20 protein-coding genes and 1 pseudogene are annotated in these 23,748 nt (G+C 58.5%); 14 read left to right on the forward strand and 7 right to left on the reverse strand.

Annotated elements, in window-relative coordinates:
• Window positions 1-389 precede the first annotated feature (389 nt).
• From KO536_RS05100 to KO536_RS05115, 4 genes and pseudogenes are all read left to right on the forward strand, one after another.
• Window positions 390-860: a hypothetical protein gene (locus KO536_RS05100; RefSeq protein ID WP_133078259.1), complete on the forward strand. Its 471-nt coding sequence runs from the start codon at window positions 390-392 to the stop codon at window positions 858-860.
• A 306-nt stretch (window positions 861-1,166) separates the two neighbouring features.
• Window positions 1,167-1,388, forward strand: a pseudogene (locus KO536_RS05105) (hypothetical protein); the annotation flags it as partial.
• A gap of 113 nt (window positions 1,389-1,501) precedes the next feature.
• Window positions 1,502-2,884, forward strand: a complete 1,383-nt coding sequence (locus KO536_RS05110; protein ID WP_219261312.1) for a DUF1329 domain-containing protein — start codon at window positions 1,502-1,504, stop codon at window positions 2,882-2,884.
• A 97-nt stretch (window positions 2,885-2,981) separates the two neighbouring features.
• Window positions 2,982-4,595, forward strand: a complete 1,614-nt coding sequence (locus tag KO536_RS05115) for a DUF1302 domain-containing protein (protein ID WP_219261313.1) — start codon at window positions 2,982-2,984, stop codon at window positions 4,593-4,595.
• A 121-nt stretch (window positions 4,596-4,716) separates the two neighbouring features.
• Here the strand turns inward: KO536_RS05115 and KO536_RS05120 are convergent, their stop codons facing one another.
• The 6 genes from KO536_RS05120 to KO536_RS05145 form a co-directional block, all read right to left on the reverse strand.
• Window positions 4,717-5,901 (reverse strand): acyl-CoA dehydrogenase family protein, encoded by a 1,185-nt coding sequence (locus KO536_RS05120; protein WP_219261314.1) that lies wholly within the window; start codon window positions 5,899-5,901, stop codon window positions 4,717-4,719.
• A complete protein-coding gene (locus KO536_RS05125; protein ID WP_219261315.1) occupies window positions 5,898-7,070 on the reverse strand; it encodes an acyl-CoA dehydrogenase family protein in 1,173 nt (390 codons plus the stop codon). The genes KO536_RS05120 and KO536_RS05125 overlap by 4 nt, the downstream gene beginning before the upstream one ends.
• Before the next feature lie 494 nt (window positions 7,071-7,564).
• Complete coding sequence (locus KO536_RS05130) at window positions 7,565-8,062, reverse strand: CS1 type fimbrial major subunit (RefSeq protein ID WP_219261316.1); 498 nt, start codon at window positions 8,060-8,062, stop codon at window positions 7,565-7,567.
• Window positions 8,059-8,802 carry a molecular chaperone gene (locus tag KO536_RS05135; RefSeq protein WP_219261464.1) on the reverse strand — a complete coding sequence of 248 codons (744 nt, stop codon included), beginning with the start codon at window positions 8,800-8,802 and terminating at the stop codon, window positions 8,059-8,061. The genes KO536_RS05130 and KO536_RS05135 overlap by 4 nt, the downstream gene beginning before the upstream one ends.
• A 262-nt stretch (window positions 8,803-9,064) precedes the next feature.
• Window positions 9,065-11,590 (reverse strand): TcfC E-set like domain-containing protein, encoded by a 2,526-nt coding sequence (locus KO536_RS05140; protein ID WP_219261317.1) that lies wholly within the window; start codon window positions 11,588-11,590, stop codon window positions 9,065-9,067.
• 112 nt (window positions 11,591-11,702) lie between these two features.
• Complete coding sequence (locus tag KO536_RS05145) at window positions 11,703-12,200, reverse strand: adhesin (RefSeq protein ID WP_219261318.1); 498 nt, start codon at window positions 12,198-12,200, stop codon at window positions 11,703-11,705.
• A 549-nt stretch (window positions 12,201-12,749) separates the two neighbouring features.
• Between KO536_RS05145 and KO536_RS05150 the strand changes: the two genes are divergently transcribed.
• From KO536_RS05150 to KO536_RS05190, 9 genes are all read left to right on the forward strand, one after another.
• Complete coding sequence (locus KO536_RS05150; RefSeq protein WP_219261319.1) at window positions 12,750-13,304, forward strand: PadR family transcriptional regulator; 555 nt, start codon at window positions 12,750-12,752, stop codon at window positions 13,302-13,304.
• Between the two features lie 156 nt (window positions 13,305-13,460).
• A complete protein-coding gene (locus tag KO536_RS05155) occupies window positions 13,461-14,225 on the forward strand; it encodes an enoyl-CoA hydratase family protein (RefSeq protein WP_219261320.1) in 765 nt (254 codons plus the stop codon).
• A 10-nt stretch (window positions 14,226-14,235) separates the two neighbouring features.
• Window positions 14,236-15,390, forward strand: a complete 1,155-nt coding sequence (locus tag KO536_RS05160; protein WP_133079692.1) for an acyl-CoA dehydrogenase family protein — start codon at window positions 14,236-14,238, stop codon at window positions 15,388-15,390.
• A gap of 8 nt (window positions 15,391-15,398) precedes the next feature.
• Window positions 15,399-16,457 carry an acyl-CoA dehydrogenase family protein gene (locus KO536_RS05165; RefSeq protein ID WP_219261321.1) on the forward strand — a complete coding sequence of 353 codons (1,059 nt, stop codon included), beginning with the start codon at window positions 15,399-15,401 and terminating at the stop codon, window positions 16,455-16,457.
• 3 nt (window positions 16,458-16,460) lie between these two features.
• Complete coding sequence (locus tag KO536_RS05170) at window positions 16,461-17,612, forward strand: acetyl-CoA C-acetyltransferase (RefSeq protein ID WP_133079694.1); 1,152 nt, start codon at window positions 16,461-16,463, stop codon at window positions 17,610-17,612.
• A gap of 10 nt (window positions 17,613-17,622) precedes the next feature.
• Window positions 17,623-18,501 (forward strand): SDR family oxidoreductase, encoded by an 879-nt coding sequence (locus tag KO536_RS05175; protein ID WP_219261322.1) that lies wholly within the window; start codon window positions 17,623-17,625, stop codon window positions 18,499-18,501.
• Between the two features lie 88 nt (window positions 18,502-18,589).
• Window positions 18,590-19,375, forward strand: a complete 786-nt coding sequence (locus KO536_RS05180; RefSeq protein WP_048358316.1) for an SDR family oxidoreductase — start codon at window positions 18,590-18,592, stop codon at window positions 19,373-19,375.
• A 10-nt stretch (window positions 19,376-19,385) separates the two neighbouring features.
• A complete protein-coding gene (locus KO536_RS05185; RefSeq protein WP_219261323.1) occupies window positions 19,386-19,856 on the forward strand; it encodes a MaoC family dehydratase in 471 nt (156 codons plus the stop codon).
• A 9-nt stretch (window positions 19,857-19,865) separates the two neighbouring features.
• The gene (locus KO536_RS05190) at window positions 19,866-21,074 is read left to right on the forward strand and encodes an acetyl-CoA C-acyltransferase (protein ID WP_133079697.1); all 1,209 of its coding nucleotides are present in this window, start codon (window positions 19,866-19,868) and stop codon (window positions 21,072-21,074) included.
• A gap of 28 nt (window positions 21,075-21,102) precedes the next feature.
• On the opposite strand, the gene KO536_RS05195 is transcribed toward KO536_RS05190, so the two are convergent.
• Window positions 21,103-22,635, reverse strand: a complete 1,533-nt coding sequence (locus KO536_RS05195; protein ID WP_219261324.1) for an MFS transporter — start codon at window positions 22,633-22,635, stop codon at window positions 21,103-21,105.
• Window positions 22,636-22,797: 162 nt separating this feature from the next.
• On the opposite strand from KO536_RS05195, the gene KO536_RS05200 reads away from it, so the two are divergent.
• The gene (locus KO536_RS05200) at window positions 22,798-23,706 is read left to right on the forward strand and encodes a LysR family transcriptional regulator (protein WP_219261325.1); all 909 of its coding nucleotides are present in this window, start codon (window positions 22,798-22,800) and stop codon (window positions 23,704-23,706) included.
• Window positions 23,707-23,748: the final 42 nt, after the last annotated feature.

The following is a 23,748-nucleotide window of genomic DNA, read 5'->3' on the forward strand; positions in this document are numbered from 1 at the left end:
CCAGGTCGATTTTTGCGCAAGTATGGCAGTAGTTGACACCCAGCGGCGCAGTTAACGTGTCCGGGCGACGAAAGCGCTATTTCACGGCCAGTAAACGAAGTAAAAATCACGGTTTGCCCGATTGAGAAGTGGATGTGTATACCCAATCTCGGGCATGAGTCGGTAGAATGGCACTCCGGTTGTATTTTTTAGCCTGTTTTTGCTGATGCAGGCCCGGGTTGATGCCCATTAACCTGCGGTAATCGTCGGTCTTTGTTACATGCCACTCCCGACTCCAGCAGTCCGGAGATTTTGTTGTATCCGGTTTTTATATAAGTGGGCTGAGGCCTTTTTTCTGCTGCCTGTCATTTGTTCTGGTAGCTCCACTTCACGTTTTCGAGGGTTTTTCGTTGGCAGTCAGCAATCTGGAGATGCATGCGTTATTTGTTCTTGGCGATTTGCGGGCGCGGTTGGTCAAACTGTTCCAGTCCCGCTTTGTGTACATCACCGAGCAGAACGCAGAAGGTATTTACATCGCTGAAATCGATACAGAAGCAGCGTTGGTAGTCGATGACAAGCCAGGCCTGGGGCTCAAGGTTGGCGATCATTTTCGCGCTGCAGTCCTGCCCAGCCGTGAAGGTGGCAAGTTCGAAATCAAATTCCGCGACATCAAGATGACCATCTACGGTATCGGTGATTACGCTTATGTCAGCTCACCTCTGGGCGAAGGTATCGTATTCAAGGAAGGTCAGACCGTGATGCTGATCTTCGCCGCCCAGGAGCAGCTCAAGGAAGGCCTGAGCAAAACCCTGAAGGCCGTCACCGCCAAAGCCGCCAAATGGCCCAAGGGCGAGTTGACGTTCAAGGCCAGTAAAGAGTGACAAGAGATACCCTGTAGTCGCTGAGGAACGTAGCGAGGCTGCGATGGGGATGGTGCGCCACTGCGACGCTGCCACCGTGAGCTCAGGCTACGCGCAATAACGAATACTCAGGTTTACGGCCGCTGTGCGCAGCCGATCGCAGCCTCGCTGCGCTCCTCAGCGGCTACAGATTCAAGGCGCTGGCTATAAGCTTTTGCGCAGTCCGTCCCTCAAACAGCCTAACCCCTATGGACGATGTTCAAGGGGCGGGGCCGTTTGATTATCGCGATCACCTAAACGAGTGTGCGAGGGACCGCGAGCATGGGCATGCAGCGCTTTGTAAACAACTGCGCCGAGCAATTGATGGCCCGGCGCAACGTCCTGCTTGGCTTTTTTCTGCTTGTAACCCTGGCCTTGGGCTACAGCGCCACCCCCGTACGTCTGGACCCCGGATTCAACAAGCAGATCCCGGTGCGTCATGCCTACATGCTCAACTTCCTGGACTTCAGCCGTATCTTCACCGGCGCCAATCGCCTGCTGGTCAACGTGTGGGCGCGATCTTCCTGCTTCCGGTGCTGGCCGCGTGGTTCAACCCGGGAAAACCGTTGGTGGAGACCGCTCCCACACGAGCATTTGCATGACTAATAAAAAAGGAGAACTCCATGGGACGCATCACCCAGATGGGCGGCTGGCTGTCAGTCGCACTGGTTTTACACGGTTATAGCGGGCTGGCACTGGCCCAGGCACCGGCGGATCAGATCGCCCGGCTGGGCAAGGATCTGACCTGCGTCGGCGCACAGCGGGCGGGCAATGCCGAAGGCACCATTCCGGCGTTTGGCGGTCAATGGCTGGGTGCGGTACCCGGAATGAAGTTCGAGGGCACGGGCAAGCATCCCGTCGATCCGTACCCTGACGAAAAACCGCTGTTTGTGATCACCGCGCAAAACCTGAGTCAGTACGACGCCCATCTGTCCGAGGGTCAGAAAGCCCTGTTCAAGCTCTATCCGCAGACCTTTCGCATGCCGGTTTATCCTTCGCACCGCGACTTCCGTTTCTCTGACACCGTGTGCAAGGCCACCCTGGAAAATGCTTCGGTCGCCAAGCTGGTCGATGACGGTGAGGGCGTGGTTGCTCGCACCGGCGGTGTGGCATTCCCCATCCCGCAAAACGGTATCGAGCTGCTGAAAAACGCCTCGTTGTTTACTGTGCGGGCATGGACCGAGGAATACACGTCAGACAACGCCTATGTGCTCAAGGACGGCAACATCAACTGGGGCCGTGTGCATTCGCGCAACATGGCGCCGGGCCTTGAGCCAGGAAAAATAGGTGATACCACCGGCAACTCAGCGTTCTATCTCAACGAGACTCTGCTGCCACAGCGCGACAAGGGTGAAATCAACACCGGTACCGAGTACTGGAACGACAAGACCGAGCCGCGCCAGAGCTGGCGCTATGACCCCGGCACGCGTCGCGTTCGTCAATCCCCGGGTTACGGTTTCGACATGGCATTCCCGGGCTCCGGTGGTTCCATCACGGTCGACGAAGTTCGAATCTTCAATGGCTCTGCCCAGCGCTACAACTGGAATATCGTCGGCAAGAAAGAGCTGTATATCCCGTACAACACGGCACGTTTGCATGACAGCAACCTCAAGTACGCCAACCTGCTGACTCCGGGCCATATCAACCCCGACAACATGCGCTATGAGCTGCACCGCGTATGGGTGCTCGAAGGCGTGCTCAAGCCCGGCAACCGCCATCTGTATGGCAAGCGCACGATGTACATCGACGAAGACAGCTGGTTCCCGATCATGGGCGACAACTACGACAACCGTGGCGAGCTGTGGCGCACCTCGATGGTCAACTACTTCTACGCCCCGGAGACACAGACCTGGCAGGCGGGTGTTGGCCTGTATCACGACTTGAACTCGCGCAGCTACCTGGCGTTCAACCTGATCAACGAACAACGTAACGGCTATGTGCTGAACAAAGGCGGACTTGCGCCGGGGGATTTCGGCCCTGAAGCAGCACGCCGGGCCGGCAAGTAAACCTGTAACGCCCTGACTCCATCCAGCTGTCTGCCACGGGCCTTGCCTGTGCGCAGGCGGCTGGGCGGGGCAAAAAAACAATAACAAGGAGCAAGGCATGTTCAAGCAATACACGCGTTTTGTGGGGACCGGTTTGTTGTCGGGGTTAAGCGGCCTGGCGCTGGCTGCGCCAACCATCGAACTGGGCGAAAACACCACGCTCGACTCATCGCTGACCGTGAACTACACGGCTTCGATGCGTACCGAAAAGCCTGATCACGAATACCTCAATAACATCAACTACGACGACGCCACGCGCAACTTCAAGCGCGGTTCACTGATCAATAATCGGGTCAGTGTGTTTGGCGAGCTGATGCTCAAACACGACAACCTCGGCGCCGTGGTACGCGGCAGTCACTTTTATGACGAGGTCTACCATCAACGCAATGACAACGATTCACCGGATACGGTCAACAAGACCGGACGCTACAACGACTTCAGCCAGGACACGCGCAAACTCAGTGGCAGCAAAGCGCGGCTGCTGGACGCCTACGTGTACGGCGACTTCACGGTCAATGACGACCAGTATTTATCCCTCAAGGCCGGGCGGCACCTGGTGGCCTGGGGTGAAAGCCTGTTCTGGCCCAACATCAGCCAGGGCCAGGCGCCAGTGGATTCGACCAAATTCAACGTACCGGGCACCGAAGCCAAGGATGCCTACTTGCCGGTAGGGCAAGTCTCGGGTTCGTGGTCGGTGAACGAAGATCTGGCCTTGCTCGGTTTCTATCAATACAAGTGGGAAGAAACCCAGCTCAATCCCGTGGGTGACTATTTCGGCAGCGACACCTTTGGCCCGGGCGCCGAGTTCTTTCGGTTGGCCCCGGGAGTCATCAATAATTTGCCGGATGCAGCTGCTGTCGGTTATGGCGGCTCAGTCAAGCCGGGCAACAGTGGCGAGTGGGGCCTGGGCACCCGCTACCGGTTGACGCAAAACACCGAAATCGGCTTGTTCCACTACCGTTATCACGATCGGGTTCCGGCGCTGTTTTTCGACTTCACCGGGCAGACTCACTACTCCTCGCTGGGCAAAGTGGGTGGCAACGGCAATGGTCCGAGTTACCAGTTGGGTTACTTTGACAACATCAAGCTCACGGGCATGAGTTTCACCACAAAAGTCGGTGATTCGGTGCAGTTTGCCGGTGACCTGAGCTACCGCGATGGTGCCGCGGTGTACTTGAGCAATGGTGCTCCGGCCCGTGGCCAGGTGTGGCAGGGCAACCTGAACGCGGTGTACATGATTGGGCCGACGTTCATGGCGCAACAGACCACGTTGATGACCGAGGTGGTACACCAGAGGATTCAGGGTGTGGATGACCTGACGATCAGCGGTGGTGGAGCGGGCACTGATGGCACCTTCAACACGTTCGTGTACGACGGTCAGACCCGTGGTTCAAGCCTGCTTGGCATCGGCGCGTATTTCGATCACCCCAACGTGTTTAACGGCTGGGATTTGACGACCAAAGCCACCTGGACCCAGAACATCGACGGCAGTGCCTACTCCGGATTGGGGCGTGCCGAGAAGCGTCTGACAGTGGGGGGAGACTTTAAATACCTGGGTAACTTCCAGCTGGGGCTTACCTACGTGGCTTACTTGAGTTCGGCCGATATTGCCCAGGGGCGGACAATGGCTGACAGGGACTACCTGTCGTTTAACGGCAAGTACACGTTCTGACAGGTTGAGGTAAGGACAGCTGCGCAACACCGTGGGAGCGGGCTTGCTCGCGATTCAGACGCCGCGGTTCAGCAGGGAAACCGCGTCGATAGCATCGCGAGCAAGCCCGCTCCCACAGGTTCTAACGCGCTTCGCGTGGCATGCCCAACGCTCGTTCGGCAATGATGTTGCGCTGGATTTCACTACTGCCACCGTAGAGGGTGTCGGCCCTGGTAAACAGGAACAGGGCCTGCAGGCGGGTCAGTTCGTAAGGCGCCCCTGCCAGCAGCTCGGCTTCAGGCCCCAGCACGTCCATCGCCAGTTTTCCAAGTTCCACATGCCAGGTGGACCACGCCAGCTTGTAGATTGTTGCTTCAGGTCGAAGGCTGCCATCCTGAGCTCCGGACAACATGCGCAGCGAGTTGTAGCGCAACACGCGCAAGCCGGCCCAGGCCTGGGCAATGCGTTGACGTATGACGGGGTCCTGGGCCGCGCCATTGGCCCTGGCGATACGCACGACTTCGTCCAGTTCATTCTGAAACTGCATCTGCTGACCCAGGGTCGAAACCCCTCGCTCAAATCCCAGCAGCGCCATGGCAATTTTCCAGCCATCGCCAGGCTGGCCGATCATGTTGTGCGCCGACGTCCTGGCCTGATCAAAAAACACTTCGTTGAATTCGCAGGTGCCGGTCAATTGCTGGATCGGCTGAACCCGTATTCCTGGCTGATCCATGGCGACCAGCAAAAAAGACAGGCCGCGATGACCGACACTGCCTGGTTCGGTGCGTGCAAGCACAAAGCACCAATCCGACTCATGGGCCAGGGACGTCCAGACCTTTTGCCCGATGATCACCCATTGGCCGCTGCTTTCATCGAAACTGGCGCGGGTCTTGATATTGGCCAGGTCGGAACCTGCGCCGGGCTCGGAGTAGCCCTGGCACCAAAAATCCTGCCCAGACAGAATCGGCGGCAAAAAACGCTGTTGCTGCTCGGGGGTGCCGAAGGCTGCAATGGTCGGTCCGACCAGGCCCTCGCCGATATGACCCATGCGCCCCGGACCGCCCGCCCGGGCGTACTCTTCAAAAAAAATAACCTGCTGGTTGATACTCAGTCCACGGCCCCCATACTCGGTGGCCCAACCGGCACCGACCCATTGCCCCTGAGCCAGTACCTGCTCCCAGCGTTTACGCAACGCGGGGGAAAAGTCTTCATCCCCTGGGCCACCACGAAAGCGCAGAACGGCAAATTCGCCAGTGAGGTGCGCTTGCATCCACTGGGCCACTCGTTGCCGGAACTGCTCATCTGCTGCGCTAAAGCCGATATTCATGTGCACTCTCCGAAAATCTGTCTGGCCAACTGCTCGCGATGAAATGCCGGAGTGCCGAGCATTTGCTCACTGGCCCGCGCTCGCTTGAAATACAAGTGCGGGTCGTATTCCCAGGTGAATCCCACACCACCATGCAGCTGGATGGACTCGGCAGCGCACTGGAAAAAACCTTCGCTGGCGAAAATCTTGGCAGTGGCGGCGGCCTCTCCCAGTTGTTGTCGGGTGCCGGGATCGCCATCAATGTTCAGGCATTGATCGGCAATGCAGGCCGCGTAATAACTGGCGGACCGTGAGCACTCGATGGTCAGCATCAGATCGGCGCAACGGTGCTTGATGGCCTGGAAACTGGCGATACGACGACCAAACTGTTCGCGCTCGTTTATGTATTTCAAGGTGATGTCCAGTGACTGCTGGGCACCGCCGGTCTGTTCGCCAGCCAGGCCAATGCAAGCGATATGCAGCACATCGCGCAGCATTGGCCAGCCTTGTCCCGGCTCGCTGAGCAAATGCTCGTCACAGACGGCAACGTCGTTCAGGGTGAGGGTGGCCAGGCGACGGGTTTGATCCAGTGTCGCCTGCGGCTGGCAAAGAATGCCGGGTGTGTCAGCAGGTAAAGCGAACAAGCGGATACCGGCTTCGCCGATGCTACCCGGAGTGCGAGCGGCAATGATCAACAGGTCACAGTCGGCGCCGTCGATGACATAGCGATACTCGCCATTGAGGCGATACCCGCCTGCATGGCTTTGTGCATACACCTGCACGCCACTATCGTCCCAGCGGGGTGCGCTGGTATAGGCGAGGCTGGCGCGTACGTCTCCAGCGGCGATCAATGGCAACCAGCGTTCCTTGAGTGACTCATTGCGGCTGAGCAACAGGGCAGGGGTGGCCAGGCAGCACGTAGCGAAAAAAGGCGTAGGCAGCAGGCAGCGTCCCAATTGCTCCTGCAACAGGCAAATCTCGGCGAAGCCCAGTCCGAGTCCGCCATAGGCTTCAGGGATCGCCAGTGCAGGCCAGTACAGCTCCTTGGCTATTTGCGCCCATGTTTGGGGGTCATACCCACGTTCACTGCTCATTGCCGTGCGTACGGCGCTGGAGCTGGCAACCTGGGTCAAAAAACGCTCGGCAGACGCTTGAATCATTCGCTGCTCGTCAGTCAGGGCAAGCTCCATGGGGAGGCTCTCATCGTAGAAATACGACTCAAGCTTGCGAGCGCGCCGCGCGGGTGCAATCCCCGAGTCGGACTAGTCCGTTCAGGGCCCTGCGTCAGATTTCCGAATCCCGGATGACGGTGATGTTGCCCGAGTACTTGCCGCGTTCGGTCATCATTTCTTCGACGTGCCTTTTCTGGAGTTCAAAATGCAGGGTCTAGGGTTTTTGTTCGACATAAAACGTGGACTTGAACAGTTGCTTTGTCGTGACTCCCAGTGGCTAGCGGGAGACTGAAGAGTCGTTGTTATTGGCGATACTGGCGGTGTTTTATTTATGAACAGGTTGCGTGCAGAACTTTCCGGGTCTGGTTTGAATTCTGCCAAAAGCTTAAATTCAGCACGGTAAACAGACGATGCGCTAAAAAGCCTAAGAGTGGCGGGCGCGCACTGCTGAATTCCGAAACGCGCCCAATGCGTAGCCAGGTACGTCCAGTGGCATTCCTGCTGGGTTGTTATCAGCCTGATGGAAGCTGCGAATCAAAAATAATCAGCACATTGCCAAAATAGTCGCCCGGCTTGAAACCGTCTGCGGGCTCGGGTGCTTCGATGCGCAATGGCACCCGTAAACCGTCCCTTGCCTGCAATTCATTAACCACTTCGGTGCTGCTCAAGCTCAATAGCTGATTGTTGAATTTGACCTGAAGCGCAATGTCGAACCTGTCATTGGAAAGCTTTGGTTCGTAACCCAGCCGGGCGGTTATGGCTCCGCTGCTACTGTGCACATCGAACAACGCGTTGATTGGATCAAGTGCGTTGTTCACCCTGTTCCACCCCATACGCTGCTCACGCTCAAGAAAACCTGGGTCGATGGGCAGTACGTAAAACTCCGCGGTCGGGATAGTGACAGAGACCTCAAAGACATGTTCTTCCCGGGCGGCGAATGCCACTGAATGAGCAGCCAGCAGCATTAATGCCAGTGCACCGCGCAGGGATTGCTTACCGAGGGGGCTCATTGCCCTTTGACCTCAATAGTCTTTACTGCGCGGCCCTCAACCAGTTTAAAGCGATAATGGCGACCTGCCTCTTTGGTAACCTTCAAGGTGCGACCTGCCAGGATATGATTCGTGGTGATGGGTTTGCAGTCCTGCGGGTTCTTGACGGAGCAGTCTTTGAACTCCTCTACCACCACGACCGTGTTGCCGTTGTTACGCAGTGAGTATTGCTGTGGGGTGTCTTCTATTTTGGTATCAAAACGCGGGTTTTTCGGGCGAACGATAAATATGGTGCCGTAACCGGCCATCACATTGACCCCGGCTGACAAGGTTTTTTTGTACTCGTCGGAGTCCTCTTGAGTGATGGCGAACTCATCTTCCTTTTCAGGAACAACAGGCACAAAACGTAAGCGGAAGTAGCGCTCTTTGTCCCGGGAGCCCTTGGAAAGCAGGCGGGTGCCCTGGGTTCCTTTGGCGGGAATGATCAGGCGGGCCGGGCTGGCGATCAGGCCGTCGCGCATGGCGTCGCTGCCTTGAGTAGTGAGGGGCACTTCTGCGGTGCTGCCATCAGGCTTGTAAAGTATTTCGAGTATCGAAATACGTACAAAGGCGGTGCTGTCGCCACCGTTATAGACACGTTTCAAGTAGGTGCTTTTGTCGCCGTCCATGTAGTCGAATACGGTTCCGACATTGATATTCGGGCCTGCAATGGCACCAAAGGAAATGGCCCATAAGCCGAGTATTACAGCTGCAAATTTCATGTTGATTTCCTGCGCTTTATAGTTGCTGACGGGCAGCATTAAATTGTCGAATACCCATTAACGGTTCCGCTTTGTTTATAAACACCGTCCTGGTTTAGCATTTATTAATATGCTTTTTTGATGTCCTGGTCCGACGCTTTATTTCGACGGCTCATATAGTTTCGGTGTGACCCACTCAATGCCCTTTACCATGTGAGCAGTGATGCAGCTCTGTAAGTTTAAATATAGCTTCAACGGCTATTTGTCGTTAACGGTGCAGGTATCAACCAGACACTTTGTCGGTATTCACCGACCCCGCCAGGGTATCGGCCGTGCAACGCAAATCGCCGATTTCCATCACATTGTTTTGCACGCTGGTTTTGTTCATGTCGATGCGGAACTGGCAGAGCAATGCTTCGCCCTTGCGTACTTCAAGCGTCGGGGTGGAGGCGTTCATTTCCATCGAAAAGAATCCATCCACTTCAGTCACGCCACGGCTGGCGTGATTGATGATGTGATGGCCCTTGAGCGGGTTGCCCTGCGGATCAATCAGGCGCCCGAGTACGGTGACGGTGTTCACCACTTTGATCGTGCGGTAGTCCACGCCGCCTTTATTAAGGTGATAGCGGGTGCGTTGCGGTTGAATGGAGGCAGCGGGTACGTCGGTTCCCTGAAAGTCGAAACTGACGGAGCTGCTTTTATAAGCCGTGATGGGGATAAAGTTGCGCCCGGGGCGAAGTATCGTACTGCCGCCGCTCAAGTCATCAGCGCGCAGGGCGATATCGGCAATATCGGATTCCACATCAACAATCATCCCGGCGCCTTGTCCATTGGGCTGGTTGGTCATCACCATTTTCGAGCCGCTCAAGGCCACGGTGCTGTCCAGGTTCAGCCCGCCGCTCAGCTTGCCGTTATACGAGGAGCGTTGCAGGAATGAATCGCCCGTCAAGACGTTGGTCTGGAAGGAGGCCCGACCACTGAGCCCGACCCCATAGGTATCCGTAGTTGCCGTGGCGCTCACACTTTGCAGGGTATGGTCCTTGAGATCTTTTCGGTATGTGAGCGATGCATTGTTGTCACGTGCGCCATCGCGGCTTGTGCGTGAACCCAGGCTGGCTGACCACTGCTCACCCGGCCCACCTAGTGCCAGGGAGACACTCAGGTCAATCCCGCGATTGCGCTGATTGCCGGTACCGAGGCTGCCGGGGCGGTCGAATACCGACAAACGCCAGTTTCCGTCGCTGCCAAACAGGTGCGTTGATTGTGACCATCCCAGATCAAGCCCGTAGCCCTTGGTATAGCCATCGCTATGAGTGAGACGTGCATTGAGGTTGCTCTTTGCGTCGACACGGTGGTTGACGGATACCGACGAGCTGCTTGTCTGACCCACATACGAAGGCTTTTTACGCAGGCGCGTGCCGTCCGGGAGGGTTTCGTAGGTATCGCGAGTGTCGAGCCAGCTGCGGGTATGGTTGAGCGCAATGTTGCCCTGGCCATAGTTGTACTGGCCGTTGAGATCAACCCCGGTGCCGTAGTTTTGGGTCTGGAACACGTTGGCATACAGGCTGGCGTTGTCGGCCAGAGTCCAGTCAATGGAGGTGCCCCATTGCAGATCGTTTTTGATCTGCCGCCCGGACAGCCCGAGCACCACCCGCGGGTGCAGCAGGTAATTGAGCGAAGCCCCGGCGGTCATGTCGCCGTTGTCTTGCGTGTCGTAGTTGCTCAACAGTTTGCTCTCGCGCCCGGCAAACAGGTTGTAGCGCCATGGGTCATCGAGGTTGCGCCAGTTGGCCGGTTTATAGACCAGCTCCGAGGTTGTGCTGCTGACCTGACCATCTTCGACCAGGCGTACTTCAACTTCATAGATGCCGCCGGGCAAGGGGCGGGTATCCAGGCTTTGCAAGCCGGCAGGCACCATTTGAGTATTGATCAACAAACCATTGCGGTAGATCTCTACCGTTGCTTCACGGTTAGCGGTCACATAGATGGGATATACGCTGGGTTTGGGCTGATTTATGGTCAGGCTGTCGGAGCTGCCATACATCACGCCAAAGGTGGTGTCAGGGCTGGCGCCGAAAGTGCGGATCTGTCGGGTCAGGCCAAGTGAACTGGGGGTGAAATAGCCCAGACGCAAGAATTGACCTTCCAGTTCACGCTGGGTATAGGCGTCATGGACGGCATGCTTGATCTGGGTTTGATCCGGGTCGGCAACCGTCGAGAACTGCATGTTCAGGGTCTGGGTCCAGTTGCCGAGGCTGCTGCTGGCCTCAAGGCCATAGCGACCGCCAAGTTGTTCTTGCTGGCCTGTTGTCAGGTTCAGTTGATTGCGTACGATTAATCCAGTGCTGCCATCGACGGGCAGTTCGTGGTACTGGCTTTGCAGATAAGCTGATTCGGCTTTACCGGTCAGCAATGAAAGCAGCGAGTTTTCAAGGTTGTAATGAACGGCTATTAATTGCTCGGGGCATTTAGTGGTACAAGCACCCAGTTGCACGCCTTGTTTGAGGTACTCTGCCCAGAGGTCACTTTCACTGGGTGATACTTTGCTGCCATTCAGGTCGGTAAACTCTAGAAGGGTCATACGATCATCGCGTGTCAGTACGACCATGGCTTCACCCACCAACAGCGAGTCGCGTTCGACTTGAACAGCCAGCGGGACGTCGAACAGGTGTTCTTCGAAATCGGCGGGTAAACCTTTGGCCTGTACCAGCAAACTTCTAGGTGTAGCACCATTGCCTTCAGCGGCTGCCAATGAAGCAGCAGATAATAACAAGGCAAGTGATGCCGCAATGCGCGTCATTGGAAACATGTACGCAATACTCAGGTAACAAATCAGGAGCTTTATAACTGCACTTGGTCAACTTTCTAACTTGACCAAGTGCAGATATTGCTTGTTGGTCAGCCCAACGGGGGAGTCATGATCATGGAGCGATGTTTTCGAACATCACGGTGTATGAGGAGGTGTAATCACCAGTGGCTCCGGCAGGAAAGGTGCCCGCGGAAATCACCAGGTTTGCGGAACCCCCAGCAACAGCGGTAGCAACAGGGACGACTTCCAGAGAAGCACCGGTCAACTCGATATTGTTGAACTTGGTCGAAAGCGGGATTTTTTGCGCGGGGTTACCGTTGGAGAGGAAGGCAGGGCCACCATCGATATAGGCCTTGATTGAGCTTGCACTGGTCTTGAACTGATATCGGCGGACAATATCGCTCAGGCTGCCGTTGGCAACGTCGTAACTCATGGCTACTGGTGCAGAACCGCCGAAAGTGATGTCGTCAGGCCCAATCTGGAATTCAGCCGGTGGAATTGTCGCTGTGAGTTGAATGGCAGTGCTGCCGGTGAAGGTTGCTGCCATGCCGACAGTGGATACGCCAATTGCAAGAACGCCGGCAACCAAAGCCAATTTACTTTTAAACATGAATATATACCTGTGTTTTAAGGGACAAAGCGTCTCAGGGATGAACTGAGATTTTAAATGTGCTCATCAGTAAGTGAGTGACGGGTTTTGCGCCAGAGCATCAGGGGAACATCGGGCGTTATTGAACGTTCATAACTGAAGAGCCATCACGGTGCGTAGACTAGTCGAATGGTGGTAAGCGTTTAAGTAGTCATAGCCTTATGCTTTTGTAGTCTTTTTCCTGCGCTGGCTGAAGGGGGAGTCCTTCGGGGGCTTTTTAAAAAAATATTCTTGTTGAGAAATTTTAGCTGTATCAAATGGATGCGCTGTTCCCACCTGACAGCTGCTGTGGTTCGCAAGGTGGTGTAATTGGAAGATTGCCAGATTGCGGATGGAATTATGGCGGGTGCTATATCGTGGCCAAAGTGTTTGTTATGTCGAAGGAACAGGCTGAGTTATATTGTTTGGTTGAATTATAATCATGTTGTTGGTGTGAGAGTTTTATTGGCTTGAGTTGCCTATTTAGGTGTGTTTTAACGTGGGCTCTGTTGAATTAAATGGAGTGCGATTATGAACAGCCCATATAAGTATCAGCCTGAGAGCGATCTTGGCGAGGGTTTGGACAGACGGTCAGGACGTGAGCGAGGGAGTCGAAATCCGAGGGTCTTCGCGGCAGGGGATTTGAAGTTGTTGTTATTGTCGCTGGTCAGTGAACAACCACGCCATGGTTATGATTTGATCCAGCAAGTCGAAGCGCTTTTCGATGGTGCTTACAGTCCCAGCCCGGGTGTTATTTATCCGACCATGGCGTTTCTGGAGGCGGGCGAGTTGGTAGTGCCCACTATGGAGGGCGAAAAAAAGAGCTACAGCATTACCGACATCGGTCGTGCTTTTCTTGCCCAGCAGCACGTTGCACTCAGTGGCGTTCGGATGCGCATCGATGTCAGCAGGCGCTCGCTACGCAGCCAGCACCGGCCCGAAGAAATACACGAGGCCGTGCATAACCTGCGCCATGCCCTGCAACTGCATCAGGGGCTGTGGAGCCCGTCCGAGATCCAGCGTGTGCATGACTTGCTCAATAACACGGCAAAAGCCATCGTCGACGGCCCTGCCAGATTTGAGTAACCCCGCGTGATACAACCCATAGCTGCCGGGGAGCTCAGGCTTGCCAAGCTCTTCGGCAGCTAAACAGCCTGTGCACCCGTTAGTCTCAACGGACGATGATCCACCCCCGGCGCGTTCCCATACTGCTCCCATGCCTTTGCCAACCCGGGAGCACATGTGAACAGCGCAACTCATACCGCATTTCACACCAGTATCGACGCAGGCGTCGCTGAACTGGTGATCGACAGGCCACCCGTCAATGCCCTCAACAGCCAGGAGTGGCTGGACCTGGCGCATACCCTGGAAGCGCTTGGCCAGGATCCTGAGGTCCGTGTGATCGTGATTCGTGCCGAGGGCCGCGGTTTTTGCGCAGGGGTCGATATCAAGGAGCTCGACGCCCACCCGGAACTGATCGTCAAGGTCAACGCAGGCAACTACGCCACCTTCAAGGCGGTGCATCGCAACCCGGTGCCGGTGATTGTCGCGGTTCACGGTTTTGTACTGGGTGGCGGGATCGGGATTACCGGCGCCGCCGATATCGTCGTGGCTTCCGATTGCGCCACGTTTGCCCTGCCGGAAGTAGACCGCGGCGCGATGGGCGGTGGTGCCCACCTACAGCGTTTGTTCCCGGTACAAAAAGTGCGTTATCTGTTTTTTACCGGCGACAAGATCGGCGCTGTAGAAGCCCAGCAGTACGGCTTTATCGAGCGCGTAGTACCCCGTGAGCAACTGCGTGAAACCGCGCTGCACATTGCCCACAAAATCGCGGGCAAAAGCCCCGCCATGATCCGCATCGCCAAAGAAGCGTTGAACGGTATCGAAGACGGCAACCTGGAAGACAAATATCGCTGGGAGCAGGGTTTTACGCTTCAGGCCTACACCAGTGCGGACTCCGCCGAAACTCGCCGTGCGTTCGTTGAAAAACGCGACGCCAAGTTCTGAGGAACCGACCATGGAACTGACTTATTCGCCCAAACAAAAGGCTTTCCGTCAGGAGGTCAGGCAATGGCTGGCGGCTAATCTGCCGTCCGAACCCCTCGCCAGTTACGACACCCGCGAAGGCTTTGAGCAGCATCGCCAGTGGGAAGCCAAGTTGTTCGACAGTCGTCTGTCGATGGTGATGTGGCCCACCGAACTGGGTGGCCGTGGCTGCGATCTGATCGAGTGGCTGATTTTCGAAGAAGAATATTACGGTGCGGGCGCCCCCATGCGGGTCAATCAGAACGGCCAGTTATTGCTCGGGCCCACCCTGATGGAGTTCGGCACCGAAGCACAGAAAAAACGCTTTCTGCCGCGCATGGCGGCCAGTGCGGACATGTGGGCCCAGGGCTGGTCCGAGCCAAACGCCGGTTCCGACATGGCTGCGATCACCAGCAAGGCCACCCGTGATGGCGAGGGCTATGTGCTCAACGGCCAGAAAACCTGGTCGACACGGGCCATTTTTGCGGACTGGCTGTTTGGCCTGTTTCGCAGTGATCCGACTTCCAGCCGTCACCACGGGTTGTCATTTGTCATGGTGCCGCTCAATGCGCCGGGTGTGACGGTGCGTCCCATCAAGGCCCTGAACGGTAAGGACGCATTTGCCGAAGTGTTCTTCGATGACGTGCGCATCCCGCTGGAAAATCGCATTGGTGATGAAGGGCAGGGCTGGCATGTGGCTATGGCCACTGCCGGTTTCGAGCGCGGCCTGCTGCTGCGTTCACCGGCGCGTTTTCAGTACACGGCGCGCAAATTGGTGGAGCTGTATCAGGCCAACCGTGCCAGTGCCGACCGTGACCCGAGCCTGGGTGATGCGGTGTGCAAGGCTTGGATGGATGCGCAAGCCTACGCCTTGTCCGCCTACCACACCGTGGGCCGGCTGAGCCGTGGGGCGCAGATTGGCGCTGAGTCGAGCACCAACAAAATCATCTGGTCGGAACTTGATCTGCGCATGCACGAAACTGCCATGCGCATCCTGGGTGCCAGTGGCGAACTGACCGGTAAATCGGCAGACGGCCACGACTGGCTGGAGGGCTTTCTGTTTGCTCAGGCAGGTCCCATCTACGCAGGCACCAACGAGATTCAGCGCAATATCATTGCCGAGCGCATGCTCGGTCTGCCGAAGTGAGGCCGGGGATGGACTTTACCTTTACCGATGACCAGCAAACCTTCCGCGAAGCCATCAGCCGTTTTCTGATGACTGAAGCCGCGCCGGAAATGCTCCGTGAAATCTGGGAAACCGATGTCGGCCGTTCCCCGGATCTGCGCAACAAAATTGCCGAGCAGGGCCTTACGGCACTGTCGATTCCTGAAGCCTTTGGTGGCCTGGGCATGGATGACGTGGCCTGGGCCTTGATGACGCAGGAGTTGGGTTACTACGCCATACCTGATTCGCTGGCCGATACCGCTTATGTGGCCAGCGCCCTGATCGCGGGCTTGCCCGAGAGCGTTGCCCAGCGTGGCGAGTGGCTGGAGGGTATAGCCGATGGCAGCTTGCGGGTTGCCATCGGGCACCCGGTCAATCCGCTGGTGGCGGATGCCGCCCATGCTGATCTGTTGCTGCTGGCCCATGGCGATGACGTTCACGCCGTACCTCGCAGCCAGGTGGATGTCCAGGGTCACAGCAGCCTTGATGCCTCTCGGCGTCTGGCGCAGGTCAGCTGGCAACCTTGTGCTGCGACGCGGGTGGCGCAGGGCGAACAGGGTCGTGAACTGTGGTCGCAGACGCTGAACCGTGGCGCGCTGTCGGTGGCCGGACAGTTGCTCGGGCTGGCGCAACGCATGCTGGATCTGTCGGTGGATTACGCCGCGCAGCGTAAACAGTTCGGCAAGCCGATCGGCAGTTTTCAGGCGGTCAAACACCACCTGGCCGACGTTGCCACCCAGCTCGAATTCGCCAAGCCGGTGCTGTATCGCGCCGCTTACGCCCTGGCTCATAACGAGCCGAATGCAGCCGTGTGGGTGTCCCAGGCGCGTCTGGCCAGTTGTGAAGCAAGCTGGCTGGCGGCTCGCCACGGTATTCAGGTACACGGCGCGATGGGGTACACCTGGGAAGTCGACCTGCAGATGTTCATGAAACGCGCCTGGGCACTGGACAGCGCCTGGGGCGACCGTGCGCTGCACAAGACCCGTGTGGCCGAGTATGTATTGAGTGGTGCGGCGCCTCTGGGCCCCGGTCACACGTTCGAGGATTGACCGATGCCCCAAGCCTATATTGTTGACGCGCTGCGCAGCCCTACCGGCAAGCGCAAGGGCGGTTTGGCCCATGTCCATGCAATCGATCTGGGGGCCCATGTGCTCAAGGCACTGGTCGAGCGCAACCAGATCCCGGCGGACGAATATGACGACGTGATTTTTGGTTGCGTCGACACCATCGGCTCCCAGGCCGGTGATATCGCCCGCACCAGTTGGCTGGCTGCAGGTCTGCCACTCAACGTGCCTGGCACCACCATTGACCGCCAGTGCGGTTCCTCGCAGCAGGCACTGCATTTTGCTGCGCAAGCCGTGATGAGTGGCACCCAGGATGTGATTGCCGTAGGCGGCGTACAGACCATGACCCAGATCCCGATTTCGTCGGCGATGCTGGCCGGTCAGCCGCTGGGTTTCAGTGACCCGTTTTCCGGTAGTAAGGGGTGGCGGGCGCGCTTTGGCGATCAGCCGGTCAACCAGTTTTACGCCGCCCAGCGCATTGCGGATCACTGGAATATCAGCCGCCAGCAAATGGAAGCCTATGCACTTGAAAGCCATCGCCGGGCGCTGGATGCCATTGCCGGGCGCCGTTTGGTGAACGAGATCGTGCCCTGTGAAGGGGTATGGGACGACGAAACGCCGCGCCACACCAGCCTGGCAAAAATGGCCGAGCTGGAGCCGGTGTCTGCCGAGTTTCCGTCGATCACTGCTGCGGTTTCCAGCCAGACCTGCGACGCCTCGGCCGCTTTGCTGGTGGTTTCAGAGGCGGCACTCAAGCGCTACAACCTGACACCACGGGCGCGGATCCACCACCTCTCGGTGCTGGGCGACGACCCGATCTGGCACCTGACCGCGCCGATTGCCGCCACCCGCGCCGCGCTGAAAAAAGCCGGCATGAACATCGCTGACATTGACCGGGTCGAGATCAACGAAGCATTCGCCTCGGTGGTCATGGCCTGGGCCAAGGAACTGGATTTTGATCCGGCCAGAACCAATGCCAACGGCGGCGCAATTGCCTTGGGGCATCCATTGGGTGCCAGCGGGGCACGGTTGATGACCAGCCTGCTTAACCAGCTGGAGCAAAGCGGCGGCCGCTATGGCCTGCAGACCATGTGCGAAGGCGGTGGGCAAGCCAACGTGACGATTATTGAACGCCTCTAGGAGCATTGACATGGCAATTTGTGCAGGACGTACCGTCATCATCACGGGCGCGGGCGGTGGACTGGGTCGTGCCTATGCGCTGGCTTTCGCCGGGCAGGGTGCCAACGTGGTGGTCAACGATATTCGCCGCGAAGCCGCTGAAGAAGTGGTTGCGCAGATTCGCGAGGCAGGTGGCCAGGCCATCGCCAACGCGGATGACATCACCACCCTGGCCACGGCACAACAGATCGTGGATGCGGCCCTGGCTGCATTCGGCGAAGTGCATGTGGTGGTCAACAACGCCGGTATTTTGCGCGACCGCATGTTTATCAGCCTCAGCGAGGACGATTGGGATGCCGTGATGCGCGTGCACCTCAAGGGGCATTTCTGCCTGGCCAACATCCTTGGCAAACGCTGGCGTGACCTGGCCAAGGCCGGCCAGCCGGTGGCCGCAAGAATCATTAACACCACGTCGGGAGCGGGCTTGCAGGGCTCGGTCGGGCAGTCCAACTACAGCGCTGCCAAAGGCGCCATTGCAGCGCTGACCCTGGTGCAGGCGGCTGAACTGGCGCGTTACGGCGTTACCGCCAATGCCCTGGCCCCGGCGGCACGCACCTCGATGACCGAGAGCGCGATGCCGGACCTGGTGAAAAAGCCCGAAGACGGAGCTTTCGACGCCTGGGCCCCGGAAAACGTTGCACCGCTGGTGGTGTGGTTGGGCAGCGAACTGTCGGGAGATGTGACCGGGCAAATCATCGAAAGCCAGGGCGGGCGATTGTCCGTGGGCGATGGTTGGCGCACCGGCGTGACCCGCGACAAGGGTGCGCAACTGCAGCCAGAAGAAGTCGGTGTAGCCATGGGCCAGATCCTGGCAGAAGCACCTGCACCGCAAAGGGTGTGGGGCAGCTGACGAGTGATGCCCGCTCCCACACTTGAGCAGCGTTGCTCTTAATTACGCTCCCACAGCGGGGCTATCGTTTTAACCAGAGACTTCAACCATGAGACAAGCGCCTCCTTACGTGCCCGGCCACCAGTTGCTCGCCGGCAAGTCGATCTTGATCACCGCCGCCGCTGGCGCAGGTATCGGTTATGCCGCTGCCAAACGCTGCGCCGAAGAAGGCTGCCGCGCCTTGATGATTTCCGATATTCATCCGCGCCGCCTCGAAGAAGCGGTCGAGCGCCTCAAGGCGGAAACCGGATTGCAGGCGGTGTACGGCCAGCTGTGCAACGTCACCGTCGAAGCCGATGTACAAGCGTTGGTCGCCGCAGCTGAAGATGCCTTGGGCGGGGTCGATGTGCTGATCAATAACGCAGGTCTTGGCGGCCAGGTACGCCTCACCGAAATGACCGATCAACAGTGGTCCTCCGTGCTGGATATCACCCTGACCGGCACCATGCGCATGACCCGCGCCATGCTTCCGCACATGGAGCGCCGTGGCGCCGGGGCAATCGTCAACAACGCCTCGGTGCTGGGGTGGCGGGCGCAGAAAGAACAGGCCCACTACGCCGCCGCCAAGGCCGGGGTCATGGCCCTGACCCGTTGCAGTGCGCTGGAAGCGGCCGAGAGCGGGGTGCGGATCAACGCCGTGGCGCCGTCCATTGCCTTGCATGACTTCCTGAAAAAAGCCTCCAGCAGTGAACTGCTGGAGCAACTGACCAGCCGCGAAGCCTTCGGTCGCGCCGCTGAAGTGTGGGAAGTGGCCAACGTCATGGTGTTCCTGGCCAGTGATTACGCCTCATACATGGTTGGCGAAGTGCTGCCTGTCAGCTCGCAACAGGCCTGAGGATCACACCATGAGTACGCTATTTCGCAGCGCCGGGCAGCTGCTCGCCGCACGTGGACAAGACCTGGGGCACACCGACTGGATTGTGCTGACCCAGGAGCGGATTAACCTGTTTGCCGAGGCCACGGGCGATCACCAGTGGATCCATGTTGACCCTGAGCGTGCAGCCAAGGGGCCGTTCGGTGCCTGCATTGCCCACGGCTACCTGACCCTGGCACTGGCCAATCTGTTTATGCCGCAACTGATGCAGTTCGAAAACCTGGCAATGGGTGTCAATTACGGCAGTGACCGGTTGCGCTTTCCGGCTGCGGTCAAGGTCGGTTCGCGGGTGCGCGGGCATGGCCAGATCGTGGAGGTCGAGGCACTGGGCCAGGCATTGCAGGCAGTGGTTCGCATCAGCGTCGAGATCGAGGGCAGCGAGCGCCCCGGCTGCGTGGTGGACACCATCAGCCGTTACACCTTCAACCCTATTGAGAAGTGAGCCCTGAACATGAATCTGAATGACGTTGTGATTGTATCCACGGCCCGAACTGCCTTGACCAAGTCTTTCCGGGGCTCGTTCAACGACACTGAAGCGCCGGTGCTGGGCGGGCACGTGGTGCGCGCCGTCGTCGAGCGCGCCGGGATAGAACCGGGCTCGGTGGAAGACGTGATCATGGGCGCCGCTGCCCAGCAAGGCACCCAGGGCTACAACATCGGACGCTTGTGTGCCAACACCGGCGGCTTGCCCAATACCGTACCGGGCATGGCGATAGACCGCATGTGCGCCTCGGGCCTGATGAGTATCGGGGTGGCAGCCAAAGGCATCATGACCGGCGAAATGTCGATCGCCGTGGCCGGTGGTGTGGAGTCATTGTCCCTGACCCAGAATAAGTACAAAAACACCTACCGTGCACAGTCCGAGGCGGTGCTTGAATGCATGCCCACGGCCTATATCCCGATGCTCGAAACCGCTGAAATCGTGGCTCGCCGCTACAACATCAGCCGTGAAGTACAGGACCAGTATTCCCTGCAAAGCCAGCAGCGCACTGCCGCCGCCCAGGCGGGTGGTCTGTTCGGCGACGAAATCGTCCCGCTGGCTGCGCGCAAGCTGTGCTTTGACAAAGAAGGCAAGCCCAGCGGTTATCAGGACGTGATCGCGGATCGCGACGAATGCAATCGTCCGTCCACCACCCTTGAGGATCTGGCAGCACTCAAGCCGGTCTGGAAGGACGGTAAATGGGTCCAGCAGGGGGAATTCATCACGGCGGGCAACGCCTCGCAGTTCTCCGATGGCGCCTCGGCGGTCTTGATGATGAGCCGTGCCGAAGCCAAACAGCGCGGGATCGAAGCATTGGGCGTGTATCGCGGGATCGCGGTGAGTGGCTGTGCGCCAGAAGAAATGGGGATTGGCCCGGTGTTCGCGATTCCAAAACTGCTCAAGCGGTTTGGCCTGACCGTATCGGACATCGACCTGTGGGAAATCAACGAAGCGTTCGCCTGCCAGGTGGTGTACTGCCGCGACTTCCTGCAGATCCCCAACGACCGCCTGAACGTTAACGGCGGGGCGATTTCCATTGGTCATCCGTTCGGCATGTCGGGAGCCCGGATGGTGGGCCACAGCCTGCTCGAAGGCCGCCGCCGTGGCGCCCGGTTTGTCGTGGTCGCCATGTGCATCGGCGGCGGCATGGGGGCTGCAGGGTTGTTCGAGCTGGACTGAAGCGCTTTTGATCGTGGGGGTGCGGCGGCTATCGGGTTATGGCCAGGCGTGATTGCGGTATCGGATTGCGCATCAGCGTGCCCACCACCAGGGCGCCCAGAAGCCCCATCACCCCCGCTACCCACAAGACCAGGCTAAACCCCGCCACAAAGGCGCTAGTCGCCAAAGACTGGATCTGTGCGTGTGCCTCCAGTGGCAGTTGGCTGAGCGCCCCCGGCATGTCACCGGCCACTACCCGCGAAGCAATGAAGTGGCTTTGCCCCAGCCACTGCCCGGCGTCCTGCTTGAGGCTGGCGCGCAAGTGTTGCTCGGTGTGGCTCCCCAGCAGGGCTCCAAATACGCCGATGGCCAGCACAATGGCGCTAAAGCGCATGGTGGTACTCATGCCGGACGCCATCCCCACACGGTCACGTGGCACGCAGGCCATGATGTTTTTCTGCGTATCGCCATTGAGCAAACCCGCCCCGGCACCCGTTACCGCAGTGGTCAGCGCAAAGCTCAGGTAGCCGCCATGATCCACCGCCCAGGCACTGAGCAGGTTGCCGCAACCTACCAGGGTCAAACCGGCGGCCATCATGCTGGCAGGGCTGTAACGGGACGCCAGGCGGGCGCCGATACGCGGGCAGAGCAGCATGGCCAGGGCAAACGGCAACATCCCAAGGCCCGAAGTGACAGCGCTCAAGCCCAGGCCGTTTTGCAGATAGAACGGCAGCAAGGTCATCATCACCTGAGCGCAGCCCGCATAGGCAAACATGCCCAGCAGGGCGCCGATAAAGCGCGGATGGCGAAACAGTTGCAGGTCGATCATGGGGCGCCGCTGCAGTGATTCGATCAACACAAACAGAACCAGCAACAGCACACCGGCACTTATCCGGGCATAGGTCAGCGGGGCGTTCCAGCCAATGCGATTGGCTTCGATCAGGCCCCAGATCAGGCACACCAGACTGGCGCTGAAGGCCAGGCTGCCCCAGGGGTCGAGTCGGGCCGATTGCGGGTCGCGGGATTCAGCGATGGCATGCCTGACCAGCAGCATCATCAGCAGGCCAACCGGCAGGTTGAGGTAAAAGATCCAGCGCCAGCCCAGGTATTGGGTGATCAGCCCGCCAAGGGTGGGCGCCGCCGTCATGGCCACCCCCATGCAGGCACCCCAGAAGGCCCAGGCTTTGGCCCGTTCGACCTCATCGTGAAAGGCATGCCCGATCGAGGCCAGCGCCGAGGTCAGCAGCAAGGCCGCGCCTGCGCCTTTTACGGCGCGGGCGATTTCCAGCAGCAGGCTGTTGGGCGCCGCGCCGCAGCCGAGGGACGCAAGGATGAAAATACTCAAGCCCCACAGCAGGGTCTTTTTACGACCGAAGCGGTCGGCAATGCTCCCGGCCGGCAACAGCAAGGCGGCAAACGCCAGCATGTAAGCGCTGACGACCCATTCGATATCGACAAAGCTGGCCCCCAGATCCCGGGCGATGCTGGGCAGGGTGACGGCGACGATGTTGGTGTCGAGCACGATGAGTGAGCACACCCCGCTGGCCGTGAGCAGGGTGAGGCGCGGGCTGACAGCTTTCATCGTTTTAGCCCCTGACCCGGTTCAGGCATTACTTTGCAGGCAATTAATTTTACGGTCATGCTCACGTCTCTTCAGTGCGGCGATGGCCCCAGTGTAGGGGCGGGCACTGCGGTGCTTGTTAGCCTGAAACCCGAACTTCATTACCTTTGAGCTAATGCTGCTATGGACATACGCCATTTCCGTTATTTCCTGGCCGTTGCCCGGCAGGGCAATTTCACCCGGGCCGCAGAAGTACTGGGCATTGCGCCGCCGACCTTGACGCGGCAAATCCAGGACCTTGAATGCGCCCTGGGCGTGCGCCTGTTTGTGCGCCAGCAGCGACAGATCAGCCTGACCGAAGCTGGGCGGGCCCTGTTGCCCGAGGCGGAGGCCACGGTGCGCCAGTTCGAATTTGCCCAGCGCAATGCCCAGCGGGCCGGGCGTGGAGAGACAGGCCATATCGAACTGGGTTACGTGGCATCGGCGGTGTACTCAGGGGTTTTGCAGCAGCAGGTGCAGGGGTTTTCCAATGAATGCGCCGAGGTCAGTTTGAGTGTGCGTGAAGCACCGATGGCCAGTTTGCCGGTGATGGTCGCTGAAGGCCGCTTCGATCTGGGTTATGTGCGCTCACCCATGACCTTGCCCGAGGGGCTGGAGGCGATTCGTCTCAAGGCCGAGGGATTTGTTCTCGCCCTGGCTGCAGACAGCTGGCTGGCGCGTCTTAAAAGCGTCAGTGCGCAGCATCTGCAAAACGAGACGTTTATTTTGCCGGAGCAAATCAGCGGTACGTTGCAGGTGGCTGCCCAAGGCGACTTTGCGCCCGCGCTGGGGCCCCAGCCGGGAGGGCTGGTGGCTGTGATTGCCCTGGTTTCACTGCGTCAGGGCGTGGCGGTGGTCCCTGAATCAGTGGTCGGCCATATCAGCCTGCCCAATGTCATTTACCGGTCGATTGAAGGGTGTGAGGCGCAGTCGTGGCTGTCGTTGATCTACCGTCGATTTGAAAAATCGGCGGCGGTGACGCGTTATATCGAACAGGTAAAGCGCGTCAGTGCGCACGAACAACAGGCCAGCAGGATTTCCTCGCATTCATAGGTGCGTTAGCGTCTGGAAGCAGTACAATCGCGCCCCTTTACC

Source organism: Pseudomonas sp. NKUCC02_KPG (assembly GCF_019345465.1).
Classification (GTDB): domain Bacteria; phylum Pseudomonadota; class Gammaproteobacteria; order Pseudomonadales; family Pseudomonadaceae; genus Aquipseudomonas.